This window comes from Luteibacter sp. PvP120, from assembly GCF_054055715.1.
This window is the reverse complement of the sequence record NZ_JBSRXP010000014.1, coordinates 42,422-57,512: the sequence shown is the minus strand read 5'-3', so window position 1 is coordinate 57,512 and position 15,091 is coordinate 42,422. Positions and strand designations below refer to the sequence as shown.

14 protein-coding genes are annotated in these 15,091 nt (G+C 67.1%); 7 read left to right on the top strand and 7 right to left on the bottom strand.

Annotated elements, in window-relative coordinates; translation table 11 throughout:
* The first annotated feature begins 205 nt into the window (after positions 1–205).
* Together ACVKN3_RS18975 and ACVKN3_RS18970 are read left to right on the top strand one after the other, a co-directional pair.
* Positions 206–739, top strand: a complete 534-nt coding sequence (locus ACVKN3_RS18975; RefSeq protein ID WP_354516191.1) for a GNAT family N-acetyltransferase — start codon at positions 206–208, stop codon at positions 737–739.
* A complete protein-coding gene (locus ACVKN3_RS18970; protein ID WP_354516189.1) occupies positions 736–1,050 on the top strand; it encodes a non-heme iron oxygenase ferredoxin subunit in 315 nt (104 codons plus the stop codon). Before ACVKN3_RS18975 ends, ACVKN3_RS18970 begins: the two co-directional genes overlap by 4 nt.
* A gap of 16 nt (positions 1,051–1,066) precedes the next feature.
* On the opposite strand, the gene ACVKN3_RS18965 is transcribed toward ACVKN3_RS18970, so the two are convergent.
* A complete protein-coding gene (locus ACVKN3_RS18965; RefSeq protein ID WP_285406471.1) occupies positions 1,067–1,828 on the bottom strand; it encodes a MipA/OmpV family protein in 762 nt (253 codons plus the stop codon).
* Between the two features lie 136 nt (positions 1,829–1,964).
* On the opposite strand from ACVKN3_RS18965, the gene ACVKN3_RS18960 reads away from it, so the two are divergent.
* Genes ACVKN3_RS18960 through ACVKN3_RS18945 form a run of 4 tightly spaced genes read left to right on the top strand, consistent with a single transcriptional unit; the run spans position 1,965 to position 6,046 of the window.
* Complete coding sequence (locus ACVKN3_RS18960; RefSeq protein WP_285406504.1) at positions 1,965–2,678, top strand: MtnX-like HAD-IB family phosphatase; 714 nt, start codon at positions 1,965–1,967, stop codon at positions 2,676–2,678.
* Positions 2,675–4,081 (top strand): aspartate aminotransferase family protein, encoded by a 1,407-nt coding sequence (locus ACVKN3_RS18955; protein WP_285406472.1) that lies wholly within the window; start codon positions 2,675–2,677, stop codon positions 4,079–4,081. The genes ACVKN3_RS18960 and ACVKN3_RS18955 overlap by 4 nt, the downstream gene beginning before the upstream one ends.
* A 14-nt stretch (positions 4,082–4,095) precedes the next feature.
* Positions 4,096–5,160, top strand: a complete 1,065-nt coding sequence (locus tag ACVKN3_RS18950; protein ID WP_354516186.1) for a GNAT family N-acetyltransferase — start codon at positions 4,096–4,098, stop codon at positions 5,158–5,160.
* Complete coding sequence (locus ACVKN3_RS18945; RefSeq protein WP_354516184.1) at positions 5,138–6,046, top strand: arginase family protein; 909 nt, start codon at positions 5,138–5,140, stop codon at positions 6,044–6,046. The genes ACVKN3_RS18950 and ACVKN3_RS18945 overlap by 23 nt, the downstream gene beginning before the upstream one ends.
* Here the strand turns inward: ACVKN3_RS18945 and ACVKN3_RS18940 are convergent.
* Positions 6,006–7,013: a YeiH family protein gene (locus ACVKN3_RS18940; RefSeq protein WP_285406475.1), complete on the bottom strand. Its 1,008-nt coding sequence runs from the start codon at positions 7,011–7,013 to the stop codon at positions 6,006–6,008. The two genes, ACVKN3_RS18945 and ACVKN3_RS18940, sit on opposite strands and share 41 nt — an antisense overlap.
* Positions 7,014–7,102: 89 nt before the next feature.
* Here ACVKN3_RS18940 and ACVKN3_RS18935 point away from each other — a divergent pair, with 89 nt between their 5' ends.
* Positions 7,103–8,011 carry a LysR substrate-binding domain-containing protein gene (locus ACVKN3_RS18935; RefSeq protein WP_285406505.1) on the top strand — a complete coding sequence of 303 codons (909 nt, stop codon included), beginning with the start codon at positions 7,103–7,105 and terminating at the stop codon, positions 8,009–8,011.
* 10 nt (positions 8,012–8,021) lie between these two features.
* Here ACVKN3_RS18935 and ACVKN3_RS18930 read toward each other — a convergent pair whose 3' ends face one another.
* From ACVKN3_RS18930 to ACVKN3_RS18910, 5 genes are all read right to left on the bottom strand, one after another.
* A complete protein-coding gene (locus tag ACVKN3_RS18930; protein ID WP_285406477.1) occupies positions 8,022–9,011 on the bottom strand; it encodes a diguanylate cyclase domain-containing protein in 990 nt (329 codons plus the stop codon).
* Entirely contained in the window at positions 9,008–9,577 is a 570-nt protein-coding gene (locus ACVKN3_RS18925) for a chemotaxis protein CheB (RefSeq protein WP_285406478.1), read from the bottom strand. Before ACVKN3_RS18925 ends, ACVKN3_RS18930 begins: the two co-directional genes overlap by 4 nt.
* The gene (locus ACVKN3_RS18920; protein WP_285406479.1) at positions 9,574–10,413 is read right to left on the bottom strand and encodes a CheR family methyltransferase; all 840 of its coding nucleotides are present in this window, start codon (positions 10,411–10,413) and stop codon (positions 9,574–9,576) included. The genes ACVKN3_RS18925 and ACVKN3_RS18920 overlap by 4 nt, the downstream gene beginning before the upstream one ends.
* 1 nt (position 10,414) lies before the next feature.
* A complete protein-coding gene (locus tag ACVKN3_RS18915) occupies positions 10,415–14,068 on the bottom strand; it encodes a response regulator (RefSeq protein WP_354516181.1) in 3,654 nt (1,217 codons plus the stop codon).
* Positions 14,069–14,172: 104 nt separating this feature from the next.
* The gene (locus ACVKN3_RS18910; RefSeq protein ID WP_354516179.1) at positions 14,173–15,081 is read right to left on the bottom strand and encodes a CPBP family intramembrane glutamic endopeptidase; all 909 of its coding nucleotides are present in this window, start codon (positions 15,079–15,081) and stop codon (positions 14,173–14,175) included.
* Between the last annotated feature and the right edge of the window lie 10 nt (positions 15,082–15,091).

Below are 15,091 nucleotides of genomic sequence, written 5' to 3'. Positions count from 1 at the left end.
AGTCGTCAGGGAGGTGTCGGGTGGTCATCCTCTGAGCGAGTTCGGCCGCTTGCGGCCGCTGCCCGAGCGCAGAGGGTGACCACCCGACGCCTCCTCCCCGGTAAATCGAGAAGAACCGAATAAATAGTAGTTCTCGGCCAGCTAGCGCGTTGTAGGAATGACATCGCATTGTTCCGCGGCGCGGTCGCGGCGTTAAACTTGGCCCATGACTTCATCCCCTATCTTTCGTACCGCCTCAGCCGCCGACGCCTCGGCGATCGCTTCGCTGGTCGAGTCCGCCTACCGCGGCGATGCCAGCCGGGCCGGCTGGACCACGGAGGCCGATTTCCTCCATGGCCGACGTACGGACGTGACCGAGATCGAGGATCTCCTCGCCGGTGTCGATGGCCGGTTCGTCCTGCTCGAGCGGGGCGAAGAAGTCCTCGCCTCCTGCTACATCGAACGTCAGGGGCCTGTCTGCTACTTCGGCATGTTCTCGGTGCATCCACCGGCGCAGGGCACGGGGATCGGTCGCCTGATGATCGACGAAGTGGAGCGCATCGCCCGTGACGAGTGGGCGAGCGAGCGCGTCGAGATGACCGTGATCGACATCCGCGCCGAGCTGATCGCCTGGTACGAGCGCCGCGGTTATCGGCGCACCGGCAAGACCAAGCCCTTTCCCTATGGCGATGAACGTTTCGGCCTGCCGCAGCGTGACGACCTGCGTTTCGAATATCTGGTGAAGGACGTAAAGGCATGAACACCTGGGTGCGCGTCGGCACGCGCGGTGAACTACTGCCGGGCGAACACCGGGTCGTCTGGGATGGCGACACCGCTATCGCCGTATACAACATCGAGGGCCAGCTCTACGCCATCGAGGATGTGTGCACGCACGACGGCGGCGAGCTGGCCGGCGGTCCTGTGCTGGGCTTCGAGGTGGAATGCGTGCGCCATGGCGCGCGCTTCGACCTGCGCACCGGCGCGGTCACCTGTCCCCCCGCCTACGAACCGGTGACGGTGTTCCCGGTGCAGGAAACCGATGGCGCCATCTGGACGCGCGACGACCGCTGAGCCGTTCTAGAAACGATCAGAAGTGATAGACGAAGGCCAGGGTCTCGGTGACCTGACGAGCCGAGCCGAACGATTTCACCAGCGGGCTCGCGGCCGCGTCGCCGTACAGTCGGCCATAGGAGATCGCTACGGCGAAGCCCGTGTGCTGCGATGTGGGCACGAACGCGTCGTACTCCAGGTTGGCGGACTGCCAGCCGGCACCCGGTTGCCATGAACGCGTGCCCAGGTTGCCCGCTTCGGTCGGTGTGACACCGAAGAAACGGCGCATCGCCGGCCCGTTCATGCCGCCGACCTGCAACTCGAGCGAATGCTCGATGTACCACACGTTCGGCAGCTTGTAGTCGGCGTACACGGCGACATAGGCGCCTGCGCCGTCGGTATCGTGCGCGACGTGGCTGCCGACGCTGAAGCGTTTGTCGAACACGTACTCGAGGTAGCCGCCACCCTGGAAACGTGGCGACAGCGAGGCCACCTTGCCGCCCAGTGCGCCCAGATCGTTGTGCGTGCGTCCCCACAGCCAGTTGCCGTAGAAACCTCCGTGCCAGTGCTCGCCGTCCAGCAGGTCGATGGTCAGGCCGTCGGCCGTGGACAGTTCGCCCTTGCCGGGCAGATCGATATCGATGTACGGAATGGGCTGGTTGCGATCGCCTTTCGCGCCCATCCAGGCGGGCATGCGCTGCACGCCCGCGCCGAGGGCGTAGGTGGGGCCGTCCTCCTGAGCATGCACGGAGGCTGCCGCCAGCAGGGCGGCCAGGAAGACGAGGCAGGTTCTACGCATGGGAGGGAAGCCGTTCGGTGGGACGTGCAAATCATGCCGCACGCTACCTTACGACATGCTTCGGTGACGGGAAAGGGCTTCGAAAGGATGTGCGATTAGCCTTTCTTCCAACCTGACCACCGGCGCATCCGACGTGCTGAGCCCCGCCTCCTGGAACATCCTTTGCGACTTCGACGGCACCATCGCCGTCGAGGACGTCATCGACTCATTACTGGACCGTTACGGGCGTCCGGGTTGGGAAATACTCGAACGCGACTGGCGCGCGGGCCTGATCGGCTCCGCCGTGTGCATGGCCGGGCAGGTGGCCCTGCTGGACATGAGCCGGGACGAGTTGGCCCGACACCTGGACAGCCTGCGCATCGACCAGGGCTTCGCCGGTTTCGTGGCCGCCACCATCCAGCATGGCGTGCCCATGGAGATCGTCAGTGACGGCCTCGACCACGCCATCCACGCGATTCTTGCCAACCACGGCATCGACACCCTGCCCACGGTCGCCAACCACCTCGTGCAGAGTGGCCAGCGCGACTGGAGCCTGACCTCGCCGTACAGCGTGTCGGGTTGCCGTGCCGGAACGTGCAAGTGCGCCCGCGTGGAAGCGTCCAACGCGCGGGGCGGCAAGACCCTGCTGATCGGCGACGGCGCGTCCGACTTCTGCGCGGCGGACCGCGTGGATTTCGTCTTCGCCAAGAACCGCCTGATCGAACACTGCCGCGCCGCCGGCATTCCCTACGCCCCCATCGCGAGCTTCGACGAGGCCCGCGAACTGCTCCCCGAACTGCTCGCTGGTCGCCTCCCGCCGCACACCGTCATTCCCCTTCACGCGACGATCTCCCAGGAACTCCCCGCATGAACATCCTTTCCCGCAACCCGCAGGTCGTGATCGACGATGCGACGCTGCTCGCCGACGAAGCCAAGTACTGCTCCTTCGGCGACACCGTGCACTACGTGGACCCGCCGAAGATCTTCCGCCACGCGGAAGGCAGCTACATCTACGACAGCGAGAACATCCCGTTCCTCGACCTGCAGATGTGGTACTCGGCCGTCAATTTCGGCTACGGCAACAAGCGCCTCAACGACACCCTGAAGGCGCAGATCGACCTGCTGCCGCAGGTGGCCAGCCAGTACCTGCACCAGGGCAAGATCGAACTCGCCAAGACCATCGCGGTGGACGCGAAGCAGAAGTTCGGCCTGGACGGCCGCTGCCACTTCAACGTGGGCGGCGCGCAGGCGGTGGAAGACTCGCTGAAGCTGGTGCGTAACGCACGCGGCGGCAAGAGCCTGATGTTCGCCTTCGAGGGCGGTTATCACGGCCGTACGCTCGGCGCTTCGTCGATCACCTCCAGCTACCGCTACCGTCGCCGCTTCGGCCACTTCGGCGAGCGCGCGCAGTTCATTCCGTTCCCGTATCCGTTCCGCCGCCCGAAGGGCATGACGCCGGAAGAATACTCCGACGAGTGCGTGCGCCAGTTCGCGCGCCTGTTCGAGACCGAATACAACGGCGTGTGGGATCCCAAGGTCGGCGAGGCCGAATACGCTGCGTTCTACGTCGAGCCGATCCAGGGCACCGGCGGCTACGTCATCCCGCCGAAGAACTTCTTCATCGACCTGAAGAAGGTGCTGGACAAGTACGGCATCCTGATGGTCGTCGACGAAATCCAGATGGGCTTCTGGCGTACCGGCAAGCTCTGGTCCATCGAGCATTTCGGCGTCAACCCCGACGTGCTGGTGTTCGGCAAGGCGCTGACCAACGGCCTCAATCCGCTGTCCGGCATCTGGGCGCGCGAGGAACTGATCAATCCGGAGATCTTCCCCCCGGGCTCTACCCACTCCACGTTCAATTCCAACCCGCTCGGTACCGCGCTGGGCCTGGAAGTGATCAAGATGGGCTACGAGCTGGATTACGGCACGCGCGTGGCCGAGAAGGGCAAGCACTTCCTCGACGGCCTGCGCGACCTGCAGAAGCGCCACAAGGAAATCGGCGACGTCGACGGCCTGGGCCTGGCGCTGCGTGCCGAGATCTGCACGGACGACGGGTTCACGCCGAACAAGGCGCTGCTCGACCGCATGGTCGACATCGGCCTGGCTGGCGGCCTGACCCACCAGGGCAAGAAGATCGGTCTCGTGCTCGACGTCGGCGGCTGGTACAAGAACGTGATCACGTTCGCGCCGTCGCTCGACATCAGCCACGACGAGATCGACCTGGCCATCGCACTGCTCGACCAGCTGCTGACGCTGGCCAAGCGCGGCGGATAACCGGTCGCCCGGCGATGGCCTTCGTGAACCAGCTCGAGCCGGATGCCCTGCTCGGGCACTTCGAACGCCATCCGCCGCACGGGTTCGTCCCGCTCCGCGCCGCCGACGGGTCGCCACTGTTCGTGGCACCGTTCGACCTCCTGACCACGGCCGACGATGCACTGCGTCGGCGCGTGGCAGGCATGCCTTTCCAGTCCCTGATCAAACGCCTGCTCACGCCGCGCACCTGCTTCGCGGGCAGCACCGTGTCCGAGTATTCGCTGTTCGACGCGCACAGCGATCCCGCCGTCGTGGCGGCTGGCTGGGCGGGCTCGTTCGGCGCCGACCACCCGCTGCTGATCGTCAAGGACCTGGCGGTGGATTCGCCGTTGACCTCGGTACGTGATCGCGCATGGACGCGGCGCTTCATCGAGGCCGCGCGTGAGCACGGCTACATCATCGTCGAGGGCCAGGCACTAGCCTATGTGCCCATCGATTTCACCTCCATCGACGATTACCTCGGTCGCCTTTCGGCGTCGCGACGGAAGAACCTCCGACGCAAGCTTCGCTCGCGCGAGAAGCTCCAGGTGGACACGCTCGCCACCGGCGAGGCCTTCGCCGCGGACCATACCGTCGATGCCTTCTACGCGCTGTTCGAGAACGTCTACGCGCAGAGCGACGTGCACTTCGACAAACTGTCGCGTGAGTTCTTCGCCGCCGTGTTACGCGACCCGGGTGGCCACGTGTTTACCTACCGGGTGGATGGCGAGCTGATCGGTTGGAACCTCTGCTACGAGCACGACGGCAAGCTGCTCGACAAGTACGTGGGCTTTGCCTATCCGGCGGCGCGCGAGCTGGATCTCTATTTCGTCAGCTGGTTCGTCAACCTGGAATTTGCGCTCCAGCGGGGCCTGCGGTTCTATGTCGCCGGCTGGACGGACCCCGCCGTCAAGGCGTCGCTGGGCGCGCGCTTCCACCTCACCCGCCACGCCGTGTTCGTGCGCCAGCCGCTGCTGCGCGCCGTGCTTCGCCGCTTCGCCCATCGCTTCGAAACCGACAGCCAGTGGGAGGCCGCGGATGCACAAGCCCGTCGTACTTGACCTGGATGGGTCCGTCGGCGCACTACCGGGCCGGTTGGTGCTGCCCCTGCGCGAATGCGAGGAAGCGATCCGCTTCGGCTGTTCGCTGTCCACCCTGCGTCGCTTCGCCGCCGACCTCCGCGACACGTTGCCGCGAGAGCACGGCACCGTGTTCCTCGGCAGCGGCGATTTCCACCACCTGACCTGGCCGCTCGTGCAGCGCGTGCCGGGCACCTCGGGCTTCCAGGTGGTGGTGCTGGACAATCACCCGGACAACATGCGGTTTCCCTTCGGCGTGCATTGCGGCTCGTGGGTACGCCGGGTCGCCATGCTGCCGCGCGTCAGCCACGTGCATGTCGTCGGCATCACCTCGAGCGACATCGGCCGCAAGCATGCCTGGGAGAACTACCTCGGCCCCTTGCGCGCCGGCAAGCTCACCTACTGGTCCACCGGCGTGGATACGCGCTGGGCGGACACGATCGGGCTGGGTGCGCGCTTCCGCGCGTTCCCGACCAGCCAGGCCATGGTGGATGCCTTCGTCTCCCTGCAGGCGCACAGCACCGAGCCGGTGTACCTGTCGATCGACAAGGACGCCTATGCACCCGAGGTGGCCATGACCAACTGGGACCAGGGCACGCTCAGCGAGTCCGGTGGCGAAGCCATGCTCGCCATGTTGCGTGGCCGCGTCATCGGCAGCGATGTCACGGGTGAGATATCCCGTTACACCTACGCCAGCTGGTGGAAGCGCAAGCTCAGCGCGATGGACGGCCAGGAAAGCATCGACGAGGCACGCCTGGCCACCTGGCAGGCCCAGCAACACGCGTTGAACCTGCGCCTGCTCGCGGCTATCGGCGCCGACGCACCGGTTACCAGCGTCCGATCAGGTGTTGCACCAGCAGGCTGCTGATCGCCACCGCAGCCCATACGCCCAGGCCCAGCAGGATCGGGCGTGGGCCCGTCGCCGCCATACGGCGCAGGTCGGCCGACAGGCCGATGGCGGTCAGCGCGAGCACGATCAGGCATTCGGCCACGAAGTGGATCATCGGTAGCAGCGCCTCGGGCACCAGGCCGGCCGTGCGGATACCCGACGCCACCAGGAACCAGAGGATGAACCACGGAAAGATCCGGGCCAGGCTGAAATCGCTGGCGCCGCTGCGCTTCTGCCGCCACGCCACGATCAGTGCGATGCCCAGGCTGATCGGAATGATCAGGGTGGCGCGGGTCAGCTTGACGATGGTGGCGTAGTCGCCCGCGGCGTGGCTGAAGCTGTAACCGGCCGCGACCACTGACGAAGTGTCGTTGATCGCCGTGCCCGCCCACAGGCCGAAGCCGAGGTCGGACAAGCCCAGCAGGTGGCCCAGCAGCGGAAACAGCAGGACCGCCACCAGGTTGAACAGGAAGATCGTGGAGATCGCGAACGCGGTGTCGTGCTCGTCCGGTTTGATGATCGGCACCACCGCGGCGATGGCGGAGCCGCCGCAGATCGCGGTGCCGACACCGATCAGCACCTGAAGCGTGTCGTGCACGCGCAGCAACCGACCCAGTACCCAGGCGGCCAGGCCGGCGACGGTGACCGTCACCAGGGTGACCGACAGCGACTCGAGGCCGGTATGCGCCACCTGGGTCAGGCTGAGCCCGAAGCCGAGGGCGATGATCGACCACTGCAGCACCTGCTTGGAGGCGAAGCGGATACCGTGTTGGAACGACGCGGGCGGCGGTGCGACATGGCGCACGAGGATGCCCAGCACGATGCCGAACACGGCACCGCCGATGAGCGGCACCAGGCGACCGAGGCCGAAGGCGACCGCGGCCACCGCCACGGCGAGAAGGACGCCGGGCAGGCGCGACGGGGTGGTGGCGGAACGAACCGGCATCGGGATGACTCCTGGACTGGCCCGCATTGTCACGTTGCTGGTTCGATAAGGATATTGAAAATGCCTTATCGAGCGTATAAGTGAAGCTTATGCAAGCGATCAGTCCGCGCCAGCTACAGGTATTCGTCGCCATCGCTCTTTCCGGCAGCGTTCGCGCGGCCGCCGGACGCCTGTTCCTCAGCCAGCCGGCGGCCAGCATGGCGCTGGCCGAGCTGGAGCGGCAGCTCGGCGCCGCGCTGTTCGTGCGCGAGCGCGGCCGCCTGCGGATCAACGATCGTGGCCGCGAGCTGCTGCCCCTGGCCCAGGAACTGGTGGAACGCCACGCGGAGTTCGGCCGGCGCGCCGCCGGCGACGTCGCCGAACTCACCGGCGAGCTGGGTATCGGGGCGAGCAACACCGTGGGCAACTACCTGGTCGGCGAGCTGCTCGGGCCCTTCACGGCGATCCATCCCGGCATCGCCCTGCGCCTGGGCGTCGCCAATACGGCGCGTATCGCGCAGGGCGTACTCGACCACGACTTCGACATCGGCTGCGTCGAAGGCCCGGTGACGCACGCCGCCATCGAGGCGCGGCCCTGGCGCGACGACCGGCTGGTGGTCTGTGCCCGACCGGGGCATCCGCTGGCGGGAAAGAAACGGTTGCGCCGCGAGGATTTCGCCGGCGAGCGCTGGGTGCTGCGCGAGCGCGGCTCGGCCACGCGCGCCCTGAGCGAACGGGCGCTGGCCGAACTGCCCGAAGGGCGTACCGTGCTCGAACTGGACCAGGCCGAGGCGATCAAGCAGGCCGTCATCGCGGGGCTCGGCATCGCCTGCCTGCCCGAGGTGGCGATCGCCGATGCGCGGGCCACAGGGCGCCTGGTGGTGTTGCCCACGCCGTTCCTCGACCTGCGGCGCACACTGACGCTGTTGCTGCACCGGCAGCGCTACCGCGGTGCCGTGCTGGAAGCCTTCCTGGCCACGCTCGCACCGCGCGGCTGGCGCGATGCGACACCGGCGTGAGGCGCCGACATCAGGCCATCACGCAGCGGTTCTTGCCGCTGCGCTTGGCCTCGTACATCGCACCGTCGGCGATGGCGACGATCTCGTCGTAGGCCTCGCCGGGGTGGAACAGGGTGACGCCGATGCTGGCGCCGACGCGCGCCGGGATGCGCACGTCGCCGACGGTGAGCGTGTAGGGCTCGGCAATGGCGTCGCACAGCGCCTGGCAGCGCACCAGGGCGCCGGTGGCGTCGCCGGTGTCGTGCAGCAGCACGGCGAATTCGTCGCCGCCCAGCCGTGCGACGGTATCCGTGCCGCGCGTGCGTGCATCGATGCGCAGGGCGATGGCCTTGAGCAGTTCGTCGCCCGCGGCATGGCCATGCCCGTCGTTGACCGCCTTGAAGCCGTCGATGTCGATATAGGCCAGGGCGAATGTCGTGCCGCCACTATTGCCTTCGGCAATGGTGCCTTCCAGCCGTTCGCGGAACAGCAGCCGGTTGGGCAGGCCGGTAAGCGCGTCGTGCGTGGCCTGGTGGCGCACCAGTTGCTCCATGCGGGCACGCTCGGCCACTTCGTCGGTCAACTGCCGGTTGCGCGTGGACAACTCGTCCAGCGCATCCTGGAGCAGGGCGCGTGCGCGATACAGTTCGAGGAAGATCTTCACCTTCGACTGCAGGATCACGTCGTTGATCGGCTTGGCGATGTAGTCCACCGCACCGGCCGAGTATCCCTTGATGCGGTTGATGTCGTCTGCGTAGGCGGCGGTGACGAAGATGATCGGCGTCTCGCTGAGGTGATCGTTTTCCGAGATCAGCTCCGCCACCTCGAAACCGTCCATCTCCGGCATGTTCACGTCCAGCAGCACCAGCGCGAAACGGTGATCCAGGCACAGCGCCAGCGCCTCGTTGCCGCTGGCGGCCTCGAACACGTCGGCCTCCGCACGGGCCAGCAGGCGACGCATGGCAACCAGGTTGGCGGGGGTGTCGTCGACGACGAGGATCTTGGGGCGGGTCGGCTTCATGGCAGGCACAGTTGGTTGAGTCGCTCGGCGATGGCGTCGAGATCGAGGCAGGCATCGGCGCCGGCACGTTCGATGCCGGCGAGGGGCATGGCGCGTGCTTCCGCCGTGGCGGGGTCCTGCACGATGGCGTAACCACCGACGCGGCGCACGGCGGCAAGCCCGTTCGCGCCATCGGAATTGGCCCCGGTCATCAGGACCGCCACCAGGGTGTCGTACCAGGCGTCCGCCGCCGTCTCGAACAACACGTCGATCGAAGGGCGCGCATAGGCCACCTTGGCGTCGATGCTGAGGGAAAAGTGCAGGTTGGGCTCGACCAGCAGGTGATATCCCGCCGGGGCGACATGCACCACGCCCGGGTCCACCGGCGCGCGCTCCTGCGCCTCGACCACGGGCAGCGCGCTGACCCGTGACAGCAGCTCGACCAGCAGCGAGACATCGGCCGAGCCGGTATGGCAGCACAGCACCACCGGCACGGCCAACCGCTTGTCCAGCCCGGGCAGCACCCGCTGCAGGGCCGACAAGCCACCGGCGCTGCAACCCATGACAATGGCCTGGTAGGTGTTCATCGGGTCAGGGGCCTCGCGCCGTTGCCGCCCACCTGGTAAACCCGCAGGCCGTGGTCGACGTCGGAGAAGCCGGTGGCTGCCGGTGAAAAATCGATGTTCTCCCGCGTGCCCAGGCAGAGGAAACCGCCCCGTACCAGGCTGTCGCGGAACAGGCCCAGCGTGCGGTCCTGGAGGGCGTTGGTGAAGTAGATCAGCACGTTCCGGCAGAGGATGAGGTGCGCCTCGCAGAACACCTCGTCGGTGACCAGGTTGTGGTTGAAGAAGGTGACGTTGCGACGCAACCGGCCGTCGAGCTTGATGAAGTCGTAGCGGGCGCTGTAGTAATCGCTCAGCGAGCGTTGGCCACCGGCTTCCAGGTAGTTGCGCGACCAGTCGCGCGCTTCGCGCGTGGCGTAGATGCCTTCGCCAGCGGTGACCAGCGCCGCGTCGTTGAAGTCCGTCGCGTAGATACGCGAGCGCTCGTAGAGGCCGGCCTCCTCGAGCAGGATGGCCAGCGAGTACACCTCCTGCCCATAGGCGCAGCCGGCCTGCCAGATGTTGATCTCCGGGTAGGAGGCCAGCACCGGGAACACCTTGTCGCGCAGCACGCGGAACACGGCCGGGTCGCGGAACATTTCCGACACGGGCACCGACAACCCCTCGATGGCCTTGGCCAGGAAACCCGGCTCGTGCAGCAGGCGGCGGTTGAGCTCGCTGATGCTGCCGGCATCGTGCGTGCGCACCAGCTGCTGCACGCGACGCTTCAGCGACGCCGGGGCGTACTCGCTGAAGTCGTGCCCGTGGCGCAGCTGCATGGCGCGTACGAACAGCTGGATCTCGATGTCCTCGATGTCCATGTCAGCCACGGGGTGGCAGCCACACGCGGATCATCGAGAGCAGGCGGTCCACGTCGATCGGCTTGGACAGGTAGTCGTTGGCGCCGGCTTCCAGGCATTTCTCGCGGTCGCCGCGCATGGCCTTGGCGGTCAGCGCGATGATCGGCACCTTGGCCACCGCGGGTCTGGCACGGATGGAACGCATGGTCTCGTAGCCGTCCATCACCGGCATCATGATGTCCATCAGCACGAGTTCGAGGCCGGTGTCCTTGTCCAGTGTGTCGAGGGCCTTCTGACCGTCCTGGGCCATCACCACATCGACGCCCTTGGCCCGCAGCACCTTGGACAGCGCGAACAGGTTGCGCATGTCGTCGTCCACCAGCAGCAGGCGGCGGCCGCGCAGGTCGGCCTCGTCGACGCCGCCCGCGGCCGAGGTCGCCTCGCTGCGCGCGCTGCCGCCGTGCCGGATGGAATGCAGGAACAGGCTGACCTCGTCGAGCAGGCGGTCCGGCGAGCGGGCGCCCTTGACCACGATGCTGTCGGTGTACTGGCGGATCTTCATGCTCTCCTCGCGGCTGAGGTCGCGGCCGGAATACACCACCACCGGTGGGGTATGCCCGCTACGCGACAGCCGCTCGAGGAATTCGATGCCGGACATGCCGGGCAGGCCCAGGTCCAGCACGATGCAATCGTAGGGCGTGTCGCCGGTCTTCGAGAGCGCTTCCTCGCCGGAGGCGGCCTCCTCGATGATCACCATGTCGTCCTTGAGCAGCATGCGCACCGCGGCGCGCGCGCTGGCGTCGTCGTCCACGACCAGCAGGTGGCGCGTGCGGCCTTCGGCGAAGTGGAGCAGGCGGTCGAAGGCGTCTCCGATCGACTCACGGCTGACCGGCTTGGTCAGGAAGCCGACCGCGCCCAGTTCGAGGCCGCGCGAGGCATCGTCCGTGGCGGAGATGAAATGCACGGGGATGTGCCGCGTGGCCACATCGCCCTTCAGTCGCTCGATCACCGTCCAGCCGTCCATGCCTGGCAGCATCACGTCGAGCAGGATGCCGGTGGGACGATACTGCTTCGCCAGCGCGAGGCCGGTTTCGCCATCGGCGGCGGCGAGCACACGGTGCCCCTTGCGGTGGATCATGTCGGCGAGGATCCGCGCGAACGCCGGGTCGTCTTCCACCACCAGGATGGTGGTGTCGCCGGGGTTGATCGCACGACGGTCGTCGTCGATGTGTTCGGCGAGCAACCCCGGCGACAGCGGCAGCGTGGCCTCGGCCGCGGCCTGCTGTCGCGGGACGGGCTCCGCCACGACGCCGGTGTCGGGCGCCGTCTCGGGCAGCAGGATGGTGAAGGTGCTGCCCTTGCCCGGCTCGCTGACCAGCGTGATGTCTCCGCCGAGCAGTTCGGCGATGCGGCGCGAGATGGCCAGGCCCAGGCCGGTGCCGCCGTACTGGCGGCTGGTGCTGGCATCCACCTGTTCGAAGGCATGGAACACCCGCTGGAACTTGTCCGCCGGGATGCCGATGCCGGAGTCCGTCACGGCGATGGCGATGGCCTGGGTGGCCTCGAGGCCCGCCGGCAGCGACGCATCGGGCGCCGGCCGCGAGATGCGCAATGCCACCGTGCCGCTGGAGGTGAACTTGAACGCGTTGCTGAGCAGGTTGTTGGCCACCTGTTCCAGCTTGGCGCCGTCGGTGCGGATGGTCGCCGGCAGGTCGGGTGCCACGTCCACGACGAACGCCAGCTTCTTTTCCTGGGCGACGTGGTTGAAGGTACGGCCGAGCGTCCGCGCGAGGTCCGCGATCGGGAACGTGTCGACCATCAGTTCCATCTTGCCGGCCTCCACCTTGGACAGGTCGAGGATGTCGTTGATGAGTCGCAGCAGGTTGGAGCCGGCATCGTGGATGATCCGCGCCGATTCCACCTGCTCACCGGTGAGGTTGTCCTCGTCGTTGTCGGCCAGGCTGCGCGAGAGGATCAGCAGGCTGTTCAGCGGCGTGCGCAACTCGTGCGACATGTTGGCCAGGAATTCCGACTTGTACTGGCTGGCGCGGGCCAGTTCCTCGGCCTTTTCCTGAGTCTCGTGCTGCAGGGCCTGCAAGGCGTCCTTCTGCTGGTTGAGGGTCACGCCCTTTTCGCGCAGTTCCTCGTTGGACGCGTGCAGTTCCTCCGTCTGCACGCGTAGTTCCTCCTCGGAGGCGACCAGCCGCTGCGACTGTTCCTGCAGCTCGTTGGTCCTGGCTTTCAGCTCGTCGTTGGTCGTGCGCAGGTCTTCCTGCTGCGAGCGCAGGGCTTCCTCCGACGCGCGCAGTTCGTCGGCCTGGGTCTGGGTGTGTTCCAGCAGGGTGCTGGTGCGCAGGGCACGGGACAGGTTTTCCAGCGACAGCGCGACGATTGGCATCAGCTCGTCCAGCAGGCGCTGCTGGATCGGGGAGAGGTGATCGAAGCTGGCGATTTCCAGTACGCCGAGCAGGCTGTCACGGGACAGCACGGGTACCATCACCACGCTGCGCGGCGAAGCCTCGCCCGTGCCCGAATGGATGCGCGTGTAGTCGTCCGGCACGTCCTGCAACACAATGGCTTGACGGCCGAGCGCCGCCTGGCCGACCAGGCCTTCGCCCAGCGCGTACGACGTAGTGACATGACGACGCTGGCGGAAGCCGTAGCTACCCAGCATCTCCAGGGTGGAGGTGTCTTCGCGGAACACGTAGAACACGCCGACCCCCGCCTTCAGCGTGGGGACCAGTTCGGCGAGCAGGGTGTCGGCAAACTGCCGGTACGTGGTGGCCACCTGCAGCCGGTTGGAGATCGCGGTCACCGCCGACTTCAGCCAGTTCTGGCCGGCCGTCTCGATGGACATCTCCTTGAACACCTGCAGCGCCCGGGCGATCTCGCCGATCTCGTCGCGGCGGGTCAGCTGGCGCACCTCGATGTCATGGTCGTGCGCAGCCAGCCGCGTCATCAGTTCGGTCATGCGGACGATGGGGCGCGTGATCAGGCGGAAGGTCATGGCGATGACCGCCATGCCGAACAGCAGGCAGGCCACCAGGGAAATGATGTTGATATAGAGCGTGGCCTGGAGGACGTCGTCCAGTGCTCGGTTACGTTGCTCAAGCAGCGTGCGCTCGGTCGACGACATCTCGTCGACCAGCTTGCGGATGTCGCTCATCAGTACGGTGCGCCGCGCGAAGTACTCGCGGCGGATGCCGTCCCGCGCGAACGCGGCTTCGGGCGTCACCGCCGCACCGATAGCCCGCATGGGCTCGAGGCCGGTCCTGATGATTTCCGTCTTCCAGCGGTCGAGCATCTCCTGCACACGGTCCAGGCGCGACTGCTGCAGGGGGTTGTCCGCCGTCAATTGGCGTACCTTTTCCAGGTCCGCACCCAGTTCCCGGTCGGCCTGTTCGAAGTCGGCCCACTCGCTATCGCCCTGGTTGAGCATGAAGCCGCGCGAGGCGACCTGGCGGGCCTGGGCATCGTCGTCCACCTCGGCCAGCGTGAGCAGCACCACATAGGTGTGCGTCGACCAGGCGCGGGTGTCGTTCTCGCGGTGCAGCGATACCAGGTTGGCGATGCTGGCCGCCACGAACAAGGCCAGCAGTGCGCCGATGGCGAAGACGATCTTGCGCTGGAGGGGCTGGTCGGCCAGCCAGGTGCGCCGCTTTTCGTGGGATGACATGCGAGGACCGGTAGGAGGGCGGAGGGATGACGTGCTGGCCAGTTAAGGTAGTACACCCAACCGTGCCGGGCTTCCATGGCGTCGTGCAGATTATCGGCGATACGTCACACGACTGAAGGCGGGGTCGGGCGGCGCCACGGCGGGGGTGCCAGCGTGCCGCGGCGGACCGCCACGGCAAGACATACGGCCGTGGCGATCGAACAGATGCACAGCGCGACCACGGAGGCTTCCGCACCGAAGCTCCCGCCCGTGAGCCAGTCGGGTCCCTGCATGTGCGAGGCGAGCAGGCCGCGCTGCTGGAAGCCGGACACGGGGATGCCGTAGAACGGCCCCTGGGCGATGTTCCAGGCTGCGTGCACGCCCATGCACAGCCACAGCGAGCGGGTCAGGTTGTAGAGCAGTCCGAACAGCAGCCCGGCTTCCAGCGCGATGGCGATGGCGCTCCACGCGGTGGCGCCCGGGTTCCAGGCGTGCGCGCCACCGAAGAACGCGGCCGACACCAGCAGGGAAGCCCAGGTGCCCAGGCCCTCTTCGACGATGCGGAACAGCACGCCGCGGCTGATGATCTCCTCGCCCACCCCGGCGCCGACACCGGTCACCAGGATCGGGCCGAGCCAGGCCACGTCGTGGTTCACGCCGTCCACGACGAACGCGCCCAGCGCATAGAGCGTGCCGACCACCAGCGAAAAGAGCAGGGCGCCGCCGAGCAGACCCAGCGCCAGGTGCGGTATGGCCTTGCGTGGCGCCAGTTCGTCGATCCGCCGTCCCTCGATCGTCCATACCAGCAGCCAGTAGGCCAGGACCACCGGCAGCAGCCGGAACGCCTCGATCAGGGGCGTGACCTGATCGAAGGGCAGCCTGCCGCGTGGCAGGCCGACGCCGGCGTAGATGTGGCCGGCGATGAAGCCGAGAACGGTCAGCGTGACGACGAACGCCGCGATGCGACCCAGCGGGGAGCGCAGCAGGCGCAGGGGCAGGGAAGGGCGGGCGGCGAGGTCGGGCGGTACGGACATGGCGGGACTC

Excerpts from the sequence above, each read along its gene's own strand:
- ACVKN3_RS18975 (WP_354516191.1), top strand. The coding sequence starts at position 206 with ATGACTTCATCCCCTATCTTTCGTACCGCCTCAGCCGCCGACGCCTCG.
- ACVKN3_RS18970 (WP_354516189.1), top strand. The coding sequence starts at position 736 with ATGAACACCTGGGTGCGCGTCGGCACGCGCGGTGAACTACTGCCGGGC.
- ACVKN3_RS18965 (WP_285406471.1), bottom strand. The coding sequence starts at position 1,828 with ATGCGTAGAACCTGCCTCGTCTTCCTGGCCGCCCTGCTGGCGGCAGCC.
- ACVKN3_RS18955 (WP_285406472.1), top strand. The coding sequence starts at position 2,675 with ATGAACATCCTTTCCCGCAACCCGCAGGTCGTGATCGACGATGCGACG.
- ACVKN3_RS18950 (WP_354516186.1), top strand. The coding sequence starts at position 4,096 with ATGGCCTTCGTGAACCAGCTCGAGCCGGATGCCCTGCTCGGGCACTTC.
- ACVKN3_RS18945 (WP_354516184.1), top strand. The coding sequence starts at position 5,138 with ATGCACAAGCCCGTCGTACTTGACCTGGATGGGTCCGTCGGCGCACTA.
- ACVKN3_RS18940 (WP_285406475.1), bottom strand. The coding sequence starts at position 7,013 with ATGCCGGTTCGTTCCGCCACCACCCCGTCGCGCCTGCCCGGCGTCCTT.
- ACVKN3_RS18935 (WP_285406505.1), top strand. The coding sequence starts at position 7,103 with ATGCAAGCGATCAGTCCGCGCCAGCTACAGGTATTCGTCGCCATCGCT.
- ACVKN3_RS18930 (WP_285406477.1), bottom strand. The coding sequence starts at position 9,011 with ATGAAGCCGACCCGCCCCAAGATCCTCGTCGTCGACGACACCCCCGCC.
- ACVKN3_RS18925 (WP_285406478.1), bottom strand. The coding sequence starts at position 9,577 with ATGAACACCTACCAGGCCATTGTCATGGGTTGCAGCGCCGGTGGCTTG.
- ACVKN3_RS18920 (WP_285406479.1), bottom strand. The coding sequence starts at position 10,413 with ATGGACATCGAGGACATCGAGATCCAGCTGTTCGTACGCGCCATGCAG.
- ACVKN3_RS18915 (WP_354516181.1), bottom strand. The coding sequence starts at position 14,068 with ATGTCATCCCACGAAAAGCGGCGCACCTGGCTGGCCGACCAGCCCCTC.
- ACVKN3_RS18910 (WP_354516179.1), bottom strand. The coding sequence starts at position 15,081 with ATGTCCGTACCGCCCGACCTCGCCGCCCGCCCTTCCCTGCCCCTGCGC.